The 19,732-nt window shown below is 50.1% G+C and carries 20 protein-coding genes; 10 read left to right on the top strand and 10 right to left on the bottom strand.

The features are described 5' to 3' along the window. Positions 1-4 precede the first annotated feature (4 nt). The 3 genes from PsB1_RS05055 to PsB1_RS05045 form a co-directional block, all read right to left on the bottom strand. Positions 5-634 (bottom strand): hypothetical protein, encoded by a 630-nt coding sequence (locus PsB1_RS05055; protein WP_284359493.1) that lies wholly within the window; start codon positions 632-634, stop codon positions 5-7. A 2-nt stretch (positions 635-636) separates the two neighbouring features. Beyond that, positions 637-1,923, bottom strand: coding sequence for a cytochrome P450 (locus tag PsB1_RS05050; RefSeq protein ID WP_284359492.1), 1,287 nt, complete (start codon positions 1,921-1,923; stop codon positions 637-639). 100 nt (positions 1,924-2,023) lie between these two features. Continuing rightward, positions 2,024-2,437, bottom strand: a complete 414-nt coding sequence (locus PsB1_RS05045; RefSeq protein ID WP_284359491.1) for a hypothetical protein — start codon at positions 2,435-2,437, stop codon at positions 2,024-2,026. 85 nt (positions 2,438-2,522) lie between these two features. Here PsB1_RS05045 and PsB1_RS05040 point away from each other — a divergent pair, with 85 nt between their 5' ends. Then, positions 2,523-2,945: a DUF1801 domain-containing protein gene (locus PsB1_RS05040; protein WP_284359490.1), complete on the top strand. Its 423-nt coding sequence runs from the start codon at positions 2,523-2,525 to the stop codon at positions 2,943-2,945. Here the strand turns inward: PsB1_RS05040 and serS are convergent. After that, positions 2,933-4,219: a serine--tRNA ligase gene (gene serS / locus PsB1_RS05035; RefSeq protein WP_284359489.1), complete on the bottom strand. Its 1,287-nt coding sequence runs from the start codon at positions 4,217-4,219 to the stop codon at positions 2,933-2,935. The two genes, PsB1_RS05040 and serS, sit on opposite strands and share 13 nt — an antisense overlap. 130 nt (positions 4,220-4,349) lie before the next feature. Here serS and PsB1_RS05030 point away from each other — a divergent pair, with 130 nt between their 5' ends. Beyond that, the gene (locus PsB1_RS05030; RefSeq protein WP_284359488.1) at positions 4,350-5,210 is read left to right on the top strand and encodes a 50S ribosomal protein L11 methyltransferase; all 861 of its coding nucleotides are present in this window, start codon (positions 4,350-4,352) and stop codon (positions 5,208-5,210) included. On the opposite strand, the gene PsB1_RS05025 is transcribed toward PsB1_RS05030, so the two are convergent. Then, a complete protein-coding gene (locus PsB1_RS05025) occupies positions 5,195-6,343 on the bottom strand; it encodes a hypothetical protein (protein ID WP_284359487.1) in 1,149 nt (382 codons plus the stop codon). The two genes, PsB1_RS05030 and PsB1_RS05025, sit on opposite strands and share 16 nt — an antisense overlap. Positions 6,344-6,510: 167 nt before the next feature. On the opposite strand from PsB1_RS05025, the gene PsB1_RS05020 reads away from it, so the two are divergent. The 4 genes from PsB1_RS05020 (at position 6,511) to PsB1_RS05005 (ending at position 11,457) form a co-directional block, all read left to right on the top strand. Further along, the gene (locus PsB1_RS05020) at positions 6,511-8,322 is read left to right on the top strand and encodes an aminopeptidase P family protein (RefSeq protein ID WP_284359486.1); all 1,812 of its coding nucleotides are present in this window, start codon (positions 6,511-6,513) and stop codon (positions 8,320-8,322) included. Between the two features lie 91 nt (positions 8,323-8,413). Then, on the top strand, positions 8,414-9,682 hold the full coding sequence (locus tag PsB1_RS05015; RefSeq protein WP_284359485.1) for an MFS transporter: 1,269 nt from the start codon (positions 8,414-8,416) through the stop codon (positions 9,680-9,682). Between the two features lie 24 nt (positions 9,683-9,706). Continuing rightward, the gene (locus tag PsB1_RS05010) at positions 9,707-10,642 is read left to right on the top strand and encodes an SDR family NAD(P)-dependent oxidoreductase (protein WP_284359484.1); all 936 of its coding nucleotides are present in this window, start codon (positions 9,707-9,709) and stop codon (positions 10,640-10,642) included. Continuing rightward, positions 10,627-11,457 (top strand): META domain-containing protein, encoded by an 831-nt coding sequence (locus tag PsB1_RS05005; protein WP_284359483.1) that lies wholly within the window; start codon positions 10,627-10,629, stop codon positions 11,455-11,457. Before PsB1_RS05010 ends, PsB1_RS05005 begins: the two co-directional genes overlap by 16 nt. A 28-nt stretch (positions 11,458-11,485) precedes the next feature. On the opposite strand, the gene PsB1_RS05000 is transcribed toward PsB1_RS05005, so the two are convergent. Then, on the bottom strand, positions 11,486-13,861 hold the full coding sequence (locus PsB1_RS05000) for a TonB-dependent receptor (protein ID WP_284359481.1): 2,376 nt from the start codon (positions 13,859-13,861) through the stop codon (positions 11,486-11,488). Between the two features lie 189 nt (positions 13,862-14,050). Here PsB1_RS05000 and PsB1_RS04995 point away from each other — a divergent pair, with 189 nt between their 5' ends. From PsB1_RS04995 to PsB1_RS04985, 3 genes are all read left to right on the top strand, one after another. After that, positions 14,051-14,749: a pirin family protein gene (locus PsB1_RS04995; protein ID WP_284359480.1), complete on the top strand. Its 699-nt coding sequence runs from the start codon at positions 14,051-14,053 to the stop codon at positions 14,747-14,749. 82 nt (positions 14,750-14,831) lie between these two features. After that, complete coding sequence (locus tag PsB1_RS04990) at positions 14,832-15,386, top strand: DUF3833 domain-containing protein (RefSeq protein WP_284359479.1); 555 nt, start codon at positions 14,832-14,834, stop codon at positions 15,384-15,386. A gap of 137 nt (positions 15,387-15,523) precedes the next feature. Next, positions 15,524-15,997, top strand: coding sequence for a hypothetical protein (locus tag PsB1_RS04985; protein WP_284359478.1), 474 nt, complete (start codon positions 15,524-15,526; stop codon positions 15,995-15,997). A 160-nt stretch (positions 15,998-16,157) separates the two neighbouring features. Here PsB1_RS04985 and PsB1_RS04980 read toward each other — a convergent pair whose 3' ends face one another. From PsB1_RS04980 to PsB1_RS04965, 4 genes are all read right to left on the bottom strand, one after another. Beyond that, positions 16,158-16,304, bottom strand: a complete 147-nt coding sequence (locus PsB1_RS04980) for a hypothetical protein (protein WP_284359476.1) — start codon at positions 16,302-16,304, stop codon at positions 16,158-16,160. Positions 16,305-16,369: 65 nt separating this feature from the next. After that, on the bottom strand, positions 16,370-16,603 hold the full coding sequence (locus tag PsB1_RS04975) for a hypothetical protein (RefSeq protein WP_284359475.1): 234 nt from the start codon (positions 16,601-16,603) through the stop codon (positions 16,370-16,372). Between the two features lie 674 nt (positions 16,604-17,277). Beyond that, positions 17,278-17,577, bottom strand: coding sequence for a hypothetical protein (locus PsB1_RS04970; RefSeq protein ID WP_284359474.1), 300 nt, complete (start codon positions 17,575-17,577; stop codon positions 17,278-17,280). 241 nt (positions 17,578-17,818) lie between these two features. Next, positions 17,819-17,962 (bottom strand): hypothetical protein, encoded by a 144-nt coding sequence (locus PsB1_RS04965; RefSeq protein ID WP_284359472.1) that lies wholly within the window; start codon positions 17,960-17,962, stop codon positions 17,819-17,821. Positions 17,963-18,139: 177 nt separating this feature from the next. On the opposite strand from PsB1_RS04965, the gene PsB1_RS04960 reads away from it, so the two are divergent. After that, the gene (locus PsB1_RS04960; RefSeq protein ID WP_284359471.1) at positions 18,140-18,793 is read left to right on the top strand and encodes a hypothetical protein; all 654 of its coding nucleotides are present in this window, start codon (positions 18,140-18,142) and stop codon (positions 18,791-18,793) included. Positions 18,794-19,732: the final 939 nt, after the last annotated feature.

Here is a 19,732-nt window from a genome sequence, read left to right as displayed (position 1 = left end):
GTACCTATCTTCGAGCGCGCCACCGCATGACATCACGGCGACAAGATTCTAAAAGGGCAAGGCGGCCTTGCATGGTCGCATTAGGGTTTTTGGAAGCTGCTAAATCCCGCTGGCCTGCACGGGCAACACCATCATAATCGGCGCGAAAGCGCGGTTCGCCACGCACCGTTGAAACCGCTAAAACCATAGGTTGCATAGCGTCCCTTAATGCCATAATCTCTCGAGCAACGCCAATGACTTGTGGGGGTGCGCCCGGACGACTGGCCTGAATGCGTGTAATGGCCCCCAAGAAATCAGCGGTTCCATAGCATTTCACCAAACGTACATAATCCTTTGCAACATCAAAATTTGGCGCAATTTCTTTGGCAATTTGGGCTTTTGTTAAGGGTTGACCTGGCTGAGTTAGTTCAAGCACTGGCGCAGGTGCCACAGGTTGGGCAGCATGAGGCACAATACTTTGGGGCACATCCAGCTCAAGCTTGTTTAAAGGAGCTGAGACGCCAGGGTCAGTTATCGCCCGACCCAAATTGACGGTGATTTCAGGGATCTTGGGCGTCTCTTGGGATTGCGCAAAACTGGCAATAGGCCATCCAAGTAAGGTTATCAGCAAAAAGGTAAAAGCTGCAAATCGCATCACTAGTTCATCTCATAGATAATCGGCATATTCTTTAGTCCGCCCACAAAATTGGCTTCCGTCAATTTGGGTATGCCGTCAAATTTGACCCATTTAAGGCGCGGCAATAATTCTTCCCAGAATATCCGCATTTCCATTTTAGCCAAGTGCTGACCAAGGCACAAATGTGCGCCATAGCCAAAGGATAAATGCTGGTTCGGTGTGCGATTTAAATTAAAGCGATACGGCTCAACAAACACTTCTTCATCGCGATTGCCAGAAGGGTAGGACAACATTAGCCAATCGCCCTTCTTGATCGTTTGCCCGCGTAGTTCATAGTCTTGGGTCGCAGAACGCATAAAATGTTTAACGGGTGTAGCCCACCGAATCGATTCATCAACTAAGCCCGTAATCATGGTCGGGTCAGCCTTGACGGCAGCCAATTGATCTGGGTTCTCAATCAAGCCAAATAGGCCTGCCGCGGTTGAGGATGAGGTGGTATCATGACCCGCTGTTGCAATGATGGTATAATAGCTAACCGCTTCAAAGGCCCCAATGGGTTCGCCATCTATTTTAGCATTGGCAATCACAGTTGCGACATCTTCGTTTGGATTAGCGCGGCGTGCCTGCGTGATTTGATTGAAGTACATAAAGAAGTCCATCAGCACAGCTTGGATGTCGGCCAAGGCTTTTTGTTCATCAACAATTTTGCCACCCGATCGGTTCATCTCAGGATCTTGTGCACCAAATAATTCTTGGGTCAGCTTTAACATGCGCGGTTCATCGGCTTCAGGTACACCCAAAATTTCCATGATCACACGCAACGGAAAAAAAAGCGCAATATCGGCTAGAAAATCACAGCGGCCGTTCAATTCCGCCATTTTATCGATATAATAGCGGGCAATTATGCGAATTTGATCTTCCAGCTTCCGCAAATTCTGTGGCATAAACCAAGCTTGGGTCATCACCCTAAATTTTGGATGTTCAGGGGCATCCATTTGTACCAATGTCCGGATCAAATGCGGCGATCCACCCGTTTGCTTGCGAACCTTGGCCTCTACCGACTTAGTGGTGAGGGTGGTAGGTAATTCCCCACTCAAAAATAGGTCATTCTGGCGGCTGATTTCCAAGATATCAGCATGCTTGGACACAAACCAAAACGGCAGAAACTCATCTAATTGTGTTTTAGCTAAAGGATAATTTGCCCGAATCTGGGCCAAGATTTGGTCTAAAGCGCGCTGATCCGCATAGGTTTTAGGGCTAACGATAGCCCGAGATAACTCTTCGGGTAAAAAAGGAATGGGCGACATGTAACAAAATCCCTGACTGGATCTAGCGGAGCATCTAACTTAGGATCACATTTAAGCTGTTCGGCCTTTCATCGATCGCTGACCTTCCAATTTGGAATGTTTAAAATGGTGCGTTTTTCAAAGAATAAGAAATAGGCCAAGCTGCAATGGCCAAACCTGCACCGATCTCAATAGCTATGGAGCGTAGCACATGCACATGCTTGGTATGGGTGTCAAAGCAATAAGAGATGGTACGCCCTAACGCTGTGAACAACCAACCAGCCGCTAGGATGCTACAAGCCGCAACACCCGCCATGCCTCCCCAGAACACAAGAAAAGTGAGGGCTCCAAGGTGCAACCCAAGGAACATGCCGCCAAAGGTCGAGCGAAACTCCCCAAATCCCTCCGCTTGGTCGTTTGCGGGCTGCAAGCGAACCAATTGCGCAGCCCACATGGGATCAAACATGCCTTTTATGCCAAGGCCTACGCCCAAAACTAATGTGATGGTCGAAACATAATATGATGCATCATACATGGGTTTTACCTCAAATTCTTGATGACCTTGTTTAGCCGATCTGAATAGTGTTGGATAATGGAATTTCGATAAGGGAATGGGCGGCATGGCCAAAGCGAACAAGACCAAACCTGAACCCGCTTCGGTTGATAGCTTTTTAGAGCAGATCGAGCCGTCGACGCGGCGCGATGATGGAATTGAATTAACTAAACTTTTTACCAAAGTCACAGGACAGCCCGCCACACTTTGGGGGTCGTCCATCCTTGGGTTTGGGTCTTACCATTATCGCTATGAAAGCGGTCATTCAGGCTCGGCACCGCGGGTTGCATTCTCTCCGCGAAAGGCAAAACTGGTTTGTTATGTCAAGCTTGAGGGTGTGGACAGTGAAGCCCTGCTTTTGCGCCTAGGAAAGCACACGAAAGGCAAAGGCTGCCTTTATATCAACAAGTTGAGCGATATTGATCTGCAAATTCTTGAAGATCTAATTTCCGCCAGTTGGCGCTATATGGCGCAAACCTATCCTATTTGAGTAATGCCCCCCATATAGGGCCGTAACACTTCTGGAACCATGATGCGACCATCTTCTTCTTGATAATTCTCCAACACAGCCACCAATGTGCGCCCAACTGCAAGGCCAGAACCATTGAGTGTGTGCACAAACCGCGTTGCTTTATCCCCTTTAGCACGGGTGCGCGCATCCATACGGCGGGCTTGGAAGTCACCGCAATTAGAGCAAGAAGAGATTTCACGATAGGCACCTGCACCATCATTTTGCCCAGGCAGCCATACTTCTAAATCATAGGTCCGTTTCGAAGAAAATCCCATGTCGCCAGTGCATAAGAGCATCCGCCGATAGGGCAAATTCAGCGCTTCAAGAATGCCCTCTGCACAGGTTGTCATCCGCTCATGTTCGGTCCGGGAGGTTTCAGGCGTGACAATGGATACAAGCTCTACTTTCCAGAATTGGTGCTGGCGGATCATGCCGCGGGTGTCGCGCCCAGCACTGCCTGCCTCGGAGCGAAAGCAGGGGGACAAAGCTGTCATGCGAATAGGTAAGGCCTCTTCGTCTAAGATTTGCTGACCCACCAGATTGGTCAAAGACACTTCTGAGGTTGGAATCAAATAATGCCCATTGGTGGTTTTGAATAAATCCTCTTCAAACTTAGGCAATTGGCTAGTGCCAAACAGTGCAGGTGCGCGAACCAAAACTGGGGCATTGATTTCTTGATAGCCGTTTTTTTCGACATGATGGTCCAGCATAAACTGGCCCAAGGCGCGCTCTAAACGCGCCAACTGCCCCTTGAGAACCACAAAGCGCGCACCTGAAAGTCGCGTCGCACCCTCAAAATCCATGCCGCCCAAAGCTTCACCGAGCGCTACATGATCTTTTGGAACAAACTGAAACTGACGCCGCTGGCCCCATTCTTTTTGCACGACATTGTGGGTTTCATCTTCGCCGTGCGGCACATCTGTGGCTGGTAAATTTGGAAGCGCATGGACAATGCCGTCCAACTGAGCTTGCGCCTGCTCCTCAATTTGGCTCGCGGTCTCCATATCGGCTTTGGCTTGGGCAACCTCTGCCATAAGCCTAGTTGCTTCTGCCTCATTCTTTTGAGCTTTAGCCGCACCAATAGCTTTAGACGCCGCATTACGAAGCGCTTCGGCTGCCATGCGCTTGGTCATGGCAGCACGCAATTGACCATCCAAAGCCAAGATCGCTGGGGTTTGCGCATCCAGGCCGCGCAGGGCCCAGCCCGCGTCATATTCAGTTGGATTCTCACGAAGGGCTTTAAGGTCGTGCATAGCGGCGCTCTGGGTTAATCTGCGGCCCTGATAGCGCGCGTTGTGGTCTGCTGAAAGAGTGCGCGCGCAGGCGCGCAAGCAACTGCCGGAGTAACTCGACAAAAAGGCCATCGGGTTTTATCCCGCCGCGATGTATCTCATCCTCGCCACCGGGCCACGCGCCACAATTGAGACGGCATCAAAACTCCTTGATACGCTTGGCGGCTTTGGTGCGGTTGGGTGGTGGGAGTTGGAACGACGTCAATTCAAACTCGAAGCCTATGCCTATAGCTTGGAGGGCGCGCAGGCGGGCGTTGGGGCCTTAGCTATCGCAGAGCCTGATTTAGATGCGCGCATTGCGCCGCTAGAAGATGCGGACTGGGTTAAGATGTCATTGGAAGGTCTTCCCCCCGTTCCCGCAGGACGGTTTCTGGTGGTGGGAAGTCATGACGCAGGCAAAGCCAAAAATGGTAGAATCGAAATCATCATTGATGCAGGCGAAGCCTTTGGAACCGGACACCATGGCACCACGTCGGGCTGCCTTCTGGCCTTGGATCGTCTCTTGGTGCGCGGGAAAAGTCCAAAGCGCGTACTTGATGTCGGGACGGGTTCGGCCATCTTGGCCATTGCAGCGGCAAAAACGGGAAGCCAAGTGGTTGTTGGAACCGAAATTGATCCCCGCGCCAATTATATTGCGGGCCTTAATGCCAAACGAAATCGGGTAGGATCAAAAATAAGAACCTATGTGGCCAATGGGGTTCGACGCGCTTTAATCCGCTCGCAAGGCCCGTTTGATTTGATTTTTGCCAATATTTTGATGAAGCCGCTGGTTCGTCTATCGCCTGATTTGGCAGTCATGCTCAAGCCGGGTGGGCGATTGGTTGTATCGGGGCTTTTGACCTATCAAGAGCCTGCCATTCGCCGCGCCTATCATGGACGTGGACTTATCCTCGAACATCGCTATCGTAAGGAAAATTGGTCCACTTTGACCTATGTTCAGCCATTGAACTGAGTGTGGGGAGACGGCAATCTTTGCATGAGTTCATCGGAATTTGTTTCGGTTAAACTGACAAGGAACTCTGTGAGCAAATCGAGATATTCGGAAGCTTGCATGTAAAGCCGTGTGGGATTTGGGAAACGAAAATCCCAGAAGCTCGTAATATGGGACATAACCCCCATGCTATACCCTAATTTGACGAATAATAGCGGAGCTTCCAGAAGAAATTTGCGAAATGCCGCCGCATTCCCATGCTCAACCAAGTCCTTAAATGCGTCATCATAAAGGGTAAGGATCGCAACGCAGCTTCGAGCTGCTTTGCTGATGGCTTTTTTTAACTCGATTTTTTGTGTTTTGATGGCTGCTGCCAATTGGCGATCAAGCACCCCATCCATGGTCACCCGATCGATCGCCGAAGCCATCTTATTGAGCTTGCTCATATTACTGCTGAATTGCCATTTATAATATAAAAAGCCTTTCCAGCTGAAAATGCTTTCTTCAAATTGGTGGCCATCAAGTCCCAATGTCACACGTAAAGGATCCAAACGTCCTTCATTGTCCTTGGTCAGGATTGCATCCACCATACGCTTTATACTTGTCGACATTTCAGCATCACTTCCACTCAACGCCAGTGAAATCAGCTGACGGATCTGTTCGCCTGCAAAAGTCCTGATACGCTCTATATCTGCTGGTGACATCGCAAAATAACAATCTGCAACCTCAAAGCCATGACGACTCATGGTCTCTTTCAGCAAAAACGGATCCAAAGAGGGCAATTGATCGATGATCGATAAGCGCATCATGTCATCTTCGCCATGCGCACTCTCTCCGCCCACCATATCCCACAATGTGTGCTGATAGCCGGTTTGCCCGATGAAAATAGACTGACCACCAGCCTTTAATGTATTGGAGTCAAATGGGAAAATAATTTTAGTCGCCACAAGATTGGTGTGTGGCATTAAATAGGCTTCATCAGCACGCAACCGATGTTTGATATAGATGGCGCGATTTAATAGGGGGTCAGAGAAGAAAGGCAGCCTGTCATAATCTTTTTCTTCTCGACTTTCTTGATAGACTTGGTTGAGATTCAATACGCGACTGGTGGAGGCGGTCCGATACAAAAACTCAAGATTTCGTAGGCCGCGCATCGTTGTCAATTAATCACCTGTATCAATGTCTGAGTTAATCTATTTTTTTATGGAATAGTCATTTCCAATTTGTTTAGATTGGCGGGAAAGTCAATCAATGTCCCTAACCGCTCACAAGCTCCTTGGGTTGGCTTGCGTCGGTACCATCTTATACCTAAATTGATAGGATGTATCAAACATATGATGTACGCGGAGGTGCTGACCAAGGTCGCAAAGCCCTTCCCCTGATCCGAGCTCAGTTAGAGCATTTAGGACTTGATGGCATTTTTGTCCCCCATGAGGATGAGTGGCAAAATGAGTATTTGCCAGATTGTGGCGAACGCTTAGCTTGGGCTACAGGCTTTACAGGTTCTGCAGGTGCAGCCATTATTCTAAAAGATCAAGCTTTTTTGTTTACTGACGGGCGCTATTCTCAACAAGCACGCAATCAAACCGCCGCTGAATTGTTTCTTCAACGTGACCTAATTGAACAAGGCCCAGCCTATTGGCTTCGAGCAGAAGCATCAGAAGGGACTAAAATTGGCTATGACCCGCGCTTGATCGCCCCAGATGCTTTGTCGCGATTAAAAACATCCGCGAGCCAAGCAGGCGTTGAATTGATTGCGCTTTCAGTCAATCCCATCGATCGGGCGTGGCAAGATCGCCCAAAGGAGCCCACTACGGAAATCATACCCTATCCTCTGGCTTTTTCTGGCGAAACCAGCGCTTCCAAACGTTCGCGCATCGGTGAAAAAATGGCCAGTGACGGTCTTGAACTCTGTGTGTTAACTTCACCCGCTGCCTTAGCTTGGCTATTTAACATTCGCGGCAAAGATGTGACCCGAACACCTCTTGTGCTGGGCAGCGCGGTATTGCTGCAAGACGGTACAGCTCAATTGTTTGTAAAGCCGGAAAAAGTAACCCCAGCGCTGCGCGGCTTCTTGGGCAATGAGGTTTCTCTCTATGATGAAGAAGTCTTTGCCTACACCTTACAAGGCACCAAGGGCAAACGGGTCTTAGTTGATCCCGCCATAACCTCTGCTCATGTGTTTGATATTCTTGATGCAGCCGGTGCTCAAGTCGTGCGCGGCGCTGATCCAACGATCTTACCACGCGCGCTTAAAAACCCTGTTGAGATTGCGGGTGCCAAGCGCGCCCATACACGCGATGGTGTGGCTTTAGCGAATTTCTTGCATTGGTTTGATCATCAAGCCCCTAAAGGCCATCTCACCGAGATTGATGTCTGTAAAGCTATTGAAGGATTCCGGATCGCGACTGGTGCTTTGCAGGATCTTTCCTTTGACTCTATTTCCGGGGCAGGCCCCAATGGTGCTTTCCCACATTATCGGGTAACGGTTGAAAGCAATCGCCCTGTGGATCAAGATAATTTATTTTTATTGGATTCAGGGGGGCAATATCTGGATGGCACCACCGATGTCACGCGTACGATTGCTGTGGGTGTTCCCAGTGCTGAAATGAAGGATCGCTTTACCCGTGTCCTCAAAGGCCATATCGCTTTGTCTCGCGTGCGTTTCCCCCCAGGCACCACCGGATCGGCATTAGATGCCTTGGCACGGCTATCCTTGTGGGAAGGTGGGTTTGATTATGATCACGGGACTGGTCATGGCGTTGGCGCTTATTTGGGCGTGCATGAAGGGCCACACCGGATTGCAAAAATCCCCAATCATGTGGCACTTGAGCCGGGAATGATTGTTTCCAATGAGCCTGGCTTTTACAAAATTGATGGCTATGGCATTCGCGTTGAAAACTTGCAATTTGTAACCAATGCTGCGCCAATTGCCGGTGGGGAACGGCCCATGCTCGGCTTTGAAACCTTAACCTTAGCCCCGATCGATCGACGGCTGATCGAAGTGTCGATGTTAAGTCCACAAGAGCTTACTTGGCTCAATCAGTATCACGCGCGGGTTCTTGCTGAAATTGGCCCCCAACTAGACAAGGATGTTCGGGCTTGGCTTGAGGCTGCAACGGCACCCCTTTAATCATCACATCTCTGCGCGCAGTCGCAATTCATGATGTTTCAAATGCAGGGCTTGCATTGACCCAGACCTTTCACTGCCCCATCACAACGGCGTGAGAACAACCTTTGCCCCCTTCGCGCATCCCTCCTTCGCCCGATATTGGTCGGCACGAGTGTTGTGGACATTGGGTACACAAATCCAGATCACCGCGATGGGCTGGCAAGTCTATGACATGGCCCGCGCCCGCGGCGACAGCATCGAGCAAGGCGCATTTCTTCTGGGCCTGATTGGCCTCTCACAGTTTCTGCCTCTATTGATTTTGTCCCTGCTAGGGGGGCAGGCAGCAGATAGATTTGACCGCCGCTTGATCATTTTGGGCTGTATAGCGCTAAAGGTTGGGATTGCGGCTGCGCTGGTGATAGCATCGCATTACGCGCCTGCTTCCATGATTATGGCAATTTTTGGTGTTGCGATTGTGACCGGCATGTTGAATGCGTTTTTACCAGCAGCCAGTTCTGCCATGGTCTCAAATCTCGTCCCACGCGACGCATTACCTCAAGCCATCGCGCTTATGTCATTAAGCTTCCAAGGGGGTTCCATCATCGGGCCAGCCTTGGGCGGCCTCTTATTCCATTTTGGGCCTGCAATACCTTATAGCGTCTCCTTCGCACTCTTTTGTGGGGGATGGCTATTAGCCTTTTTGACCAAAGCCCCAGCCCAGGAAAAACTAGATAGTGGCCGTACTTTGGCGATGATCAAAGAAGGACTGCTTTATGTACGCGACAATAAGATTGTGTTGGGCGCTCTCAGTCTTGATTTGGCGGTTGTTTTACTGGCTGGTGCTACCGCACTGTTGCCGGTTTTTGCCCGCGATATATTACAAGCGGGTCCAACAGCTTTGGGGGTTTTACGCTCTGCCAGTGCGGTGGGGGCAGGCCTTGTCTCCATAATCCTTGCCATTGTGCCCATTAAGCGCCAAGTCGGTCGTTGGATGTTTGGGGCGGTGTTTGTATTTGGTTTTGCAACCTTGGGTTTTGGCCTATCTATTAACTTATGGTTATCGGTAGCTTGTTTGGTGATTGCTGGCGCGGCCGACATGATTTCAGTTTATGTCCGCTCAAGCTTGGTGCAATTGGCAACCCCTGATGCGATGCGCGGCAGGGTTTCAGCGATCAGCTATGTCTTTATCTCCGCATCCAACGAGATGGGTGAGTTTCAATCCGGGGTCGCGGCGCGCTTATTGGGCCCTGTTACAGCGGTAGTTGCCGGGGGAATTGGAGCCATCTTGATCGCTGGCGCTTGGATGCGCCTCTTTAAGCCCTTAGCCATAGCCGATCGGTTTGAGGATGCAGCGCCAGAGGGTCAAAAAATAAACCCCTGATCTTGAATAGGTTAAGCAGACACAATGATAGAAAGAAATGTCATGGGCATACTCGACGGCAAAGTCATTTTGATTACGGGTGGCGGCAATGGCATTGGCCGCGCATGTTCTTTGCACGCAGCAAGAGTCGGAGCCAAGCTTGTTGTCAATGATCTGGGGGGCTCGGTCACAGGTGGCGATGAAGGTTCAATTGGGCCTGCCCAAAGCGTCGTTGATGAGATCAAGGCTTTAGGGGGTGAGGCTGTGGTCAATACAGACTCCGTCACTGATTTCAAAAGCGTCCAAGGCATGATTGAACAGGCCAAGGATTGTTTTGGCGGCCTGGATGCCATCATCAACCCGGCTGGTATAGTGCGTGACGGCATGTTTCATAAAATGTCTGAAGCCGATTGGGACATAGTGATCGATGTGCATGTGCGCGGAGCTTTTAATGTGACGCGCGCCAGTATTGAATTGTTTCGGGAGCAGCAGGATGGGGCCTATGTGCTCTTTTCCTCTACCTCTGGGCTCATTGGCAATATCGGGCAAGCCAATTATGCGGCGGCAAAAATGGGGGTTGTGGGCCTTTCGCGGATTATCGCAATGGAAGGGGCCCTGAAAAATGTGCGCGCCAATGTGATCGCGCCTTTTGCTTGGACGCGCATGATTGCCACGATACCGGTTAAGGATGATGCCAGCGCCCAACGGGTAGAGCGCTTTCGCACCAAAATGCGTGCCGACCAAGTTGCAATTGTTGCAGTCAGCTTGTGTTCATCCCAAGCCAGCCATATCAGTGGCCAGATATTTGGCGTGCGCGGCAATGAGTTGGTCATCTTTGACCAACCACGGCCTGTTCGCTCGGTTTCGAGGATTGATGGATGGACACCAGAAACACTGATCGAGCATGGTATGCCCGCTTTGGCAGGTGGGTTCACCGGTTTAGAAGCCACAAATGGTGTTTTTACATGGGACCCAATTTAATTGGCGTTTTGCATCGCATGATAGCGGCAAGCCTTGCTATCAGCCTATGGGGGGGGGGAACGCAAGCACAAGAAGTCAACGCCCCTCCTAAAGGTGCACCTGCCCCGGTCCTTAGCCTAGATGGTGAATTCGTCGCTCAACAGCTTGATGGCGCAGAGCTGAGCAGGTTCCAACAAGCCCAGAGGCCCCGCATCAGCTTTTTGGATCAAAATCGGATTGCTGGATTTTCGGGCTGCCGGGCTTTTTCAGGTAGGCTGATTCACGGTGCCAATGGTACCACGCGCTTGAATGTTGCAACAAACGTAGAAGCAAACTGTTTGGGCCAGTTGGCAAAGCTCGATAACCTGACCTTATCATCCCTCAAAGCCACCCGCCGTCTTGAAGCCTTGGGGGACGAGGTGCGCCTGCTAGGCAATCATAATAAGATTTTGATGCGCTTAACCGTAACTAGCCCGCGTGCTGATCAGGGACTTAGCCTTTATGGGCACACCTGGGTCCTCACGCGTATGAATGGTGTTGAGATCAGCAAGGATAGTCCAAAACCTACTTTGGCCTTTCAACAAAACACCCTTTCTGGATATTCTGGATGCAATCACTTTAGCGGTTTCCATACCCGCCAGGCAGGCAAGTCCAAAATAATTGTTTTAACCATCTCGCAACGTGCCTGTATTGCAATCACTGGTGACCCTATGGAGTTGGAGACAACATATCTCCAAGCCCTCGCCCGTGTGGATGTGATGGCATTAAGTGATTCAACTATGACCTTAAGCGCCTCGCAAGGGGGAACAGTATTGGTCTTTGCGATCGCTCGATAATCCTGATGGCCCCACTGTCCTTCGAGCCCTAGAAGCGCACCACAACTTGGGCGCCAACAGTACGCGGCGGCCCGGCAATAAAGGTCGGGATACCAAACACATCGCCCGTATTACCCGCGTCAATGATATAGTTTTCATCCGCCAAATTATTCCCAAATACTTCAAAAGCCCATTCTGATCCGGCCAGTTTGTTGGGCAAAGTATAGCGGGCTCGCAGGTTAAAGAGGCCGTAGCCGTCTTGGGATTTGTCGGCGCGATTGTCATTGTCGAAATAGACTTTGCTTTGGAAGGTGTAGCTCGGCGTGACCGAGATTGCGCCCCAAGACCCGTCAAAATCGGCGATCAAAGCCAGTGAGCCGGTTTGGTCGGGTGACAGTCGGAAGCTATTGCCAGCAAATACCTGCGGGCGTCCTTCGCTATCGGTATCATCAAAGCGTCCCTTGGCCTGACTGAAAGTGATCAGCCCGCGCAAATGCTTTTTGATCAAATCGACTTGGACAGTCGCTTCAAAACCAGTCGTGGTAGCGTTGCCAGCATTGATGGGTCGGATAGCAACGCCATCGCGGACTGAAGTTTGGAAGTTTTCGTAGATATAATGGAAGAGAGCCGCCTCAAGCTGCATCCGCCCATCAAAGGCGACCCCTTTCAGGCCCCATTCTGCTGACGTAGCGATCTCTGCCGGGATGGTCTCAAAGGCGCGCCGACCCGTATTATAATTGAGCACTTCACTGCGCCGCCCGCGTGCCACACTCAAATAGCTATTCCAGTCCTTGTTCAAATCATAGCGCGCCACAGCGCGCCAGGTGAAACCGTCATAACTATCATCATTAGAAGCAGGTTCTGTCCCAGGGGTCAGGTTAGCAAACAAGCCGCCGCCCGTAATTGTTGAAGGCCCGTTAATCAAGCGGCCGCGATAGCTTGAGGTCTTGGCCTCATTGGTGGCGCGCACACCGGCGGAGACTTCCAAGCGTTCATTGACGCTATAGGTCATGTCCGCAAACAAATCGACAGCCCGGGTTTTGCCCCAGTTTTGGAATTCTTCTTGATGGATCGGTTTAAATGGTAGTCGGGTCGGTGTGGTCAATATTGCACCCAAAACTGCATTGGATGGGAAATTTGGGAAAGTGGCAGGCGAGAATAGCGCCGTAACCGGACGACCACTTGTCAAAGCAGCAAAGAGCGCCAAGGTCCCGCGTTCGTCATATTGCAATGGCACACGCTGGAAGCCGCTCTCTTCAAAATACCCAAGGCCGCCAAAACCAGTTAATCGCCCGCCATCATCGAAGTTGAGGCGAAACTCTTGGCTGAACTGATCACCTTGAGCATCTTCTGCAAATAGAAGCACCTGAGAGGCCAAGCCGTCGGGATCAAATACCTCCAGCGATTCAAACGAGCGCCAGCCCGTAATGCTGTTTAAGGTCCAATGGTCATCTAAATCATAGGCCGAAAGCAACGTCGCGCCTTGCACGGTCCGATCCAATCCTAGGTCGCGCCCACCTTCAAACTGACTGCCGAGCGGATCGGTAAATTTAGACAAGCCCGCTGCCGTCCATGGCAGCGTATCGCCACCTGGAGGGGCATAGGCTCTGGACTTAAACGAGGTTCCAGTTGGTTGATCTTGTTGCCAGTTATAAATGAGGTCAAAGCGCAATCGATCATTGACCGCCCAAGCGGCCGACGCCCGCCAAGCGCTCACATCCTGGCTCATAAAAGCTGGTCCGCCCGATGCATTTTTGACATAGCCATCGCGTTGCTTCACGATGCCTGACAGCCGCACGGCCAGCGTATCTTTCACTATCGGCAAGTTTACTGCAAGGCGAGCGACGCGATAATTCAAATCCCCAAACCCAACGCTCGCATCGCCGTAGATACCTCCTATAGGGTCGGCTTTGCGCTGGATTAAGCTGATGGCGCCAATGAGTGCGCCACGACCAAACAAGGTCGATTGCGGTCCTTTAACCACTTCGATCCGTTCCATGTCGTGCAGCTCAACATAGGATCCCCGCGACCGCGAGATCGCTATGCCATCTTGAAAGACAGAAACTCGCGCCTCCGCCGTCGCTGAGCCGTCGTCAGATGTAATACCGCGGATCACAAAGCCCGGATTATTGGGGCTTTGCTCTTGGATTTCTAGGCCCGGTACATAAAGCGCCAAATCGTCAAATTGCTCGATCCCCAAGCGATCCAGCGTTGACCCACTATAAGCGGTGATCGCCAAAGGAACGTCCAACAGCCGCTGCTCGCGCTTTTGGGCTGTAACAATAATCACGTCACTTTGGACCTCGAGCTCACGTGTTGGGTTAATAGATTGCGCCAGAGCAGGGGTCGCAGCGGCGACGAGAAAGCCTGCGAGTGCCGTTGAGCGAAGGAGCAGCTTGGTAGCCGTGGATTTATTTTGAAGCATGGGAGGATGCACCTTGGATGTGTTTGAATTGATCGAGGCGCTATCATGGTATGGTGACAGAAACTTCAGCGATTTGTGTCGGTATTTTCTCCTTTCGATGACAGTGTGGCGACACACTGGTAAAAGTGAACTGGCATGCCCATTGTGCGTTTAGATCGCGCACCTATCTATAGGGCTAAGAGGCAAAACATGATCGAAAAACGCGAATTCAACAGCCTTGGCCGGTTTAAAAACGACTGGCTTAATGCCCGCTATCATTTTTCCTTCGGCCAGTACCACGACTTAAAGCGCACCCAGTGGGGCACCATCCGGGTCTGGAATGATGATGAGATTGAGCCCGGCACCGGCTTTGATCCCCATAGCCATGCAGATATGGAAATCATCACTTATGTGCGCGAAGGGGCCATCACGCACCAAGATAGTCTGGGCAATGTTGGGCGCACAGAAGCTGGTGACGTCCAAGTAATGAGTGCCGGCAATGGCATCACCCACGCCGAATACAATAAGGAAACCACTAAGACCCAATTGTATCAGATCTGGATTTTGCCAGAGGCCCAGGGTGCGCCACCTTCGTGGGGGGCTGCAAAGTTTCCAAAAGGCGACCGCTCTGGCCAGTTTGTGACGTTGGCTTCGGGCTTTAGCGAGGATAGCCAAGCCCTGCCCATTCGCCAAAAGGCCCGGGTAATGGGAGCAAGCTTGCGTGCGGGTGAAACAGTCTCCTACGCGCTTGACGCTGGCCGGCACGCCTATCTTGCGGCGGCAAAGGGTGTTGTCACGCTCAATGGGATTGATCTTTATGAACGCGATGGGGCGGCCATTAAGGATGAGCCGATCTTGACGATCCAAGCGGTGGTGGACGCCGAATTGGTGTTGGTTGACGCACCTTAAGCTAAAATGGATCGCGTGTGACTGTGATGGCCATGAACCGCTACCCGGTCTTGCGCGTATCGTCTTTGAAAGGGGATCACTCATGTTCAAAGCCCTTAGTAAAGCAACCGCCATTGGCGCATCGTTCGCTGCCCTTAGTTTTGGCTTGGCGGGCTGCGCCACCACCGCCTCGCCGCCCACCGCAAAGGCCCCGCAAAACCTTGTGCTGGAAGATTATTTCCAGGGTAAAACCACTGCTTGGGGCGTATTTCAGGACCGTAGCGGCACCTTGATCCGTCAGTTTAAGGTGGACATCACCGGTCAATGGGATGGCTCTGTCCTGACCCTTGACGAACAATTTGACTATGCCGACGGCGCTAAAGAAAGCCGCGTCTGGAAGATCAAGAAAACGGGCCCGACTACTTATGAAGGTCGTGCAGGCGATGTGCGCGGAGTCGCCCGTGGCCTTGTGCAGGGTAATCAATTGGCGTGGGTCTATGATGTTGAACTTAAAATCGACAATCGCCCTGTTGTGGTGACCTTTGATGATCGCATGTGGCTGCAAAGCGATGGGGTTTTGATCAATCGCGCTAAAGTCAAAAAATTCGGGATAGTGTTTGGCGAAGCCACCATCGTGTTTCAAAGACCCAAGATCTAAATATTGATCCGACCTGGCACCCTAACGTCTCTGATTTAAAGTGCTGATAAAAGGATGGTCAAATGGTCATTTCAACTTAATCAACGGGTGCCTACATGCTACAATCATCTTCAGCAAGCTTTTCAAGAGGAGAGTATATGATGAAACTATTATCCATAGTTATCTTAGTCTTAGGCTTATGCTTGGGCTCAGTGGCTGCGGCGGACCCTTTGCAAGTCAGTGTTTCATATAGCGAGAAGGCGGAAAAAAAGATGACAGAGACTTATGGTGTTCGCGAAAAGTCTGTCATTTTTGACTTGATAGACCGCAACTTAAAAGACAAACTCGGCACAAGGGCAGCCCGCGTTGAGGTTGTCATCAACGACCTAACCGCCAATCGTCCTACTCAAAAACAAATGGGGGATCGCCCTGGCTTATCGATGCAAAGCTTTGGCATTGGCGGCGCTGATATCTCGGGTAAGGCCTATGATGGTGCGGGCAATCTGATCGGCCAAGCCGATCATACATGGAACGGCGATATAGCTTGGGCGCAAGGAAGCTGGACATGGTCTGACACCGATCGCGCCATTTCAAGCTTTGCCAGAAAACTCGCCAAAGCGGTGCCGGGTTGAGGGCTACGCGCAACAACATCTAGGTTTTTTTGTCTTTGCGGCACTGAAACCGAAGAATGACGAAGGTGTTCCAAGCGGCTGCCGTGCCAAAAACCGCAGCAGTCGCAGCTTCAAACCCAAACAAAGAACTAAGATAGACGATCAATCCTTCAAGACAGAGCTATAAGCCACACGCCCAGGGCAAGCCAAACCGCCTTGCCAATTTAACGACCCATCCATTGCTTTCGACGCCATGGCCGATCAACTTCATGCCAATATAGGTCGTCACGACATCGGCCAGGCAGCAGGCTAGGGCAATTAAGATCATTTTCCTTCCTAGGGATGGTTGGGGGCTAAACAATGGCAACCTGTTTGACCGGTAACCAAATAGTGCTACCAACCTTTGACCTTAAACAAGCCACCGACAGCACCAGCTACAGCACCCATACCTGCTGCTCCGGCTATTTTGCCTGCATCAGAAAAAGATTGGCCGTCTTCATTAGCCTCGTTAACAGCCGCTGCCGCGGCACCTAGCACTGCGCCAGCGCCAGCCCTAACCGCAACAATGGCCACAGGCCCCAGACTCCCACTCAGATATTCCAGCTCTTCTACTGTCAATGTACTCATGAATAGTGGGGGTCTGATGGACACGTAAACTTCAATAATTGTGGGCGGAACTTTGACGAGCATCGCTAAAACAGCAACGTCACACATTCATTAAATTGCGGACTTTAATCTAGGTTATTTCCTGTTACTGTCCTGTTGAACCGCTCAAATCTCTGATTGTTTGTTGGGCCTCCAGACCAAATACAAAGTCAAATATAGAACAACGAACATAAAAAAACATAGCCAAAATTTCAGTTCAAAGAGGAGTACAAACACTAAAATGCCATATAGAATTAGCAATACACTATAAAATACCTTTACCTTCAATTTTACTTTATTGCTGCCTGCTATATAGCCACCGAAAATGACCTGGACGGCGCTTAAAAAAATGGCCAGATACACAGAATAATTGGTCACCCAATCCATCAAGTCAACTGATCCATTAAATTGCATTAACTTGTTCCCGGTTTGATTGTTGAAGATTCAAATACCGTGTTTCTGTAAACTTTTCTCTTTTGCATCACTTAATGGTTTTGAACCAAGATGATATAAAGTACTGAATTTGGGTTGCCCATGAATTAGATGCATTAAACTCATAGACAACCCTAGGTTCAAATTTGCTTTTCGCTTCCCGACCGAGTTTTGCAGAAGGTAAAAAAACAAAAAAATTCAATTTCTCATATTGTCATATTGTCCTATTTGGCTTTTTTCTCGCTTTTGGGTTCAGGCATACAGGCACCGGCCGTGGCCACCGAGCCAAAAAATAGCCCAAGAAATGTCCCAACCGTCGCAACAGCCATCCCAACTGGCGTAGTTGCTATCGCAATAGCGGCGACTCCCATTCCAGCTGTAACGCCAGTAAGTCCCGCCGTTCCGGCACAATTGGCGTTGGATGCAGCACTTAGACTTTGTGGGTCACCCCACGATTCACCTGGCATCACATGCAACCAGCCACCACTTACAAAATCAGCTTCTTCTACTGTCAATGTACGCATGATCCAATCTCCTTGTCCGGAAACTATATTGCTTGACGGTCCCAATGCCTCAAGCTTCCCTAATGGACAAAAATTAAATTGACATAGCTTAGAGGAATAATTCAAGTTGTGAAACAAACGTTAGAAGTCACGTTTTAATGAGCAGCAAACCCCTCCCTTCCAAGTCATTTAAGATCATTGACGCTTTACCTAGCATTATCCAGTCCCATGGACCGCCCTTTTCCAAGTTTTCGTCCCCCCCCTAATAAGCCAAGGCCACACCATCCTTGCGGCTTTCGGTTGCCACTTCATACACACCCGTTTTGGGATCGCGCTTAATGGCTTGATAGCCACCAAAATCTCCGACAGGCCCGCTGCGCGCCTTTTTCCAAAGGGTGGCAGCCAAGAGGGGCAAGCCGATAAAACATCTTATCGAGTTCTGCGCCAAGTGGTAACATCACTAAATACGCCAATAGTTTAGGAGCATTGTTCAAAGGTCGACTTATGGATTTGCCAACGCGCTAAGATCTTGATCATAGCTGCTGCTTGGTGCTTATGTAGTTGCGATATTGGAACCACCCTAATGAAACAAGAACTTGAGTTTACGGTAAAGAATAATGAAGTCAGTTATCTAATTAATGGTGAAAAACCTGCAAAGGAATTATTTAACGAGACCGGGGGCTATCAAGGACCAGATTTTGATACTGTTGTCATTCGGGATGGGGAAACCAATGCCAGTATCCGTTTTCAAGATGTCATTCGCACCAATACGATCTTTAATATTTTGGATGTTACACCGCCTGACTATAGCTATGATCGGGGCAATAACGTCATATTCTATTTAAACAATGGCGAGATTAGCTTCAACGATGCCATTCGGGAGGGTAAGCGTATCCAGGCTTGGCTGGATGCTGCTGGCTTTAAGCCACGCGTTCTTCCAAATCCGCCATTAAAGTGCGGCACTCTGGAGTATCTGGATTTACTCCACAGCGAAACAGTTCCACTCGATAAAGTAACGGCCCTCATCAATCCAATTTTTGATATGAGTACTCGCAGCCTTTGTTCTTCTGCGGGTGCACTTCCGCTTTCACAAGGTGGCAGAGGAGCGGTTACCTTTGCTATCTATATTGCTCCAAATCAATGGCTTACCGATAATCCCCCGCCAGTTAACACAATGAATTATAGGCTTGAGCTTCGTCTTGGAACTGACCCCAAAGCTTGGCTAATGAACAGATAATGACGGGCGGCCCCGCAGTGTAACGTTTGACACCGATATTTCGGGCCAAGTGATACGTTGGCGCGTCCCCCCCCCGAGCCGCAGACATGGACACCCCCAAGGGGGGGTGATCATTCATGGTGATCTCGCCTAGGACAGCCTTTACGCCATGCTCTGCCTGCACAAAGGCCGTATTCGATTTTTTGCGCGCAGGCTGGGGTGTCAAGAGGCGCGCTTGGCGCGTCGGCATAGCCGATTGCACCTCTTGACACCCAATCCTGCGCAGGCATCATCGGGCACGGCTTCAAGGCAAGCAAAGCGCGCCCTTGAACCGTTCCAAGTCCTTGACCTAAAGCCTGCCCGATGACCCTAAGTCTACGCACCCCCACCTCTGGCACGACCTATCGCAAGCGAATGATTATCGACACTCTCTTGCAGGACTGGTGTAGATATTAGAATAAGGGATGCCTTCATGACGCAATCGGCGCACAATTGGTGTGCAATTGGTGTGCAATTAGGAATATCCAACTCATTTTTGGCAATCTCAGCCGGTGACGTCAGTCTAAAGGACACGAGCGAGGCCAAAGTGTCATAAAGATGGGAAAAGTATTATTCTTAGCTGATATGGGAAAAGTCATTATAAATCTGATATTTTGCAAGGATCGATCATGGGTGGTGTTCAAAGTATCATAGGCGCAACAAGCGCTTGACAAAATAAAATTCTTAGAATTATTGGTTACATATGCAACCGACACATAATGGACATAAACATAAAATGTCCAAATGATTTTCAAGCGATCCAGCTATGTAATCTTGACCGGCTATCATCACTAAGGGGGTATTATTATGATTAGTTTACGGAAACAATTTGCTAATTCAGTTGCTTTGGCGGCGATTGGAACTGGTCTTTTGCTTGCTGGCCCTGCCACAGCCTTGGTTACACCCAATAATGTGCAACCT

The organism is Candidatus Phycosocius spiralis (genome assembly GCF_030158815.1).
GTDB lineage: Bacteria > Pseudomonadota > Alphaproteobacteria > Caulobacterales > Aquidulcibacteraceae > Aquidulcibacter > Aquidulcibacter spiralis.
This window is presented reverse-complemented; position numbering and strand designations above follow the sequence as displayed.

Coding starts and splice junctions, on each gene's coding strand:
- PsB1_RS04995 (WP_284359480.1), top strand. CDS start 14,051: ATGATCGAAAAACGCGAATTCAACAGCCTTGGCCGGTTTAAAAACGAC.
- PsB1_RS05030 (WP_284359488.1), top strand. CDS start 4,350: ATGTATCTCATCCTCGCCACCGGGCCACGCGCCACAATTGAGACGGCA.
- PsB1_RS05045 (WP_284359491.1), bottom strand. CDS start 2,437: ATGTATGATGCATCATATTATGTTTCGACCATCACATTAGTTTTGGGC.
- PsB1_RS04980 (WP_284359476.1), bottom strand. CDS start 16,304: ATGATCTTAATTGCCCTAGCCTGCTGCCTGGCCGATGTCGTGACGACC.
- PsB1_RS05020 (WP_284359486.1), top strand. CDS start 6,511: ATGTATCAAACATATGATGTACGCGGAGGTGCTGACCAAGGTCGCAAA.
- PsB1_RS04990 (WP_284359479.1), top strand. CDS start 14,832: ATGTTCAAAGCCCTTAGTAAAGCAACCGCCATTGGCGCATCGTTCGCT.
- serS (WP_284359489.1), bottom strand. CDS start 4,219: ATGCACGACCTTAAAGCCCTTCGTGAGAATCCAACTGAATATGACGCG.
- PsB1_RS05000 (WP_284359481.1), bottom strand. CDS start 13,861: ATGCTTCAAAATAAATCCACGGCTACCAAGCTGCTCCTTCGCTCAACG.
- PsB1_RS04985 (WP_284359478.1), top strand. CDS start 15,524: ATGATGAAACTATTATCCATAGTTATCTTAGTCTTAGGCTTATGCTTG.
- PsB1_RS05005 (WP_284359483.1), top strand. CDS start 10,627: ATGGGACCCAATTTAATTGGCGTTTTGCATCGCATGATAGCGGCAAGC.
- PsB1_RS05040 (WP_284359490.1), top strand. CDS start 2,523: ATGGCCAAAGCGAACAAGACCAAACCTGAACCCGCTTCGGTTGATAGC.
- PsB1_RS05010 (WP_284359484.1), top strand. CDS start 9,707: ATGATAGAAAGAAATGTCATGGGCATACTCGACGGCAAAGTCATTTTG.
- PsB1_RS04975 (WP_284359475.1), bottom strand. CDS start 16,603: ATGAGTACATTGACAGTAGAAGAGCTGGAATATCTGAGTGGGAGTCTG.
- PsB1_RS04970 (WP_284359474.1), bottom strand. CDS start 17,577: ATGCGTACATTGACAGTAGAAGAAGCTGATTTTGTAAGTGGTGGCTGG.
- PsB1_RS05055 (WP_284359493.1), bottom strand. CDS start 634: ATGCGATTTGCAGCTTTTACCTTTTTGCTGATAACCTTACTTGGATGG.
- PsB1_RS05025 (WP_284359487.1), bottom strand. CDS start 6,343: ATGCGCGGCCTACGAAATCTTGAGTTTTTGTATCGGACCGCCTCCACC.
- PsB1_RS04960 (WP_284359471.1), top strand. CDS start 18,140: ATGAAACAAGAACTTGAGTTTACGGTAAAGAATAATGAAGTCAGTTAT.
- PsB1_RS05050 (WP_284359492.1), bottom strand. CDS start 1,923: ATGTCGCCCATTCCTTTTTTACCCGAAGAGTTATCTCGGGCTATCGTT.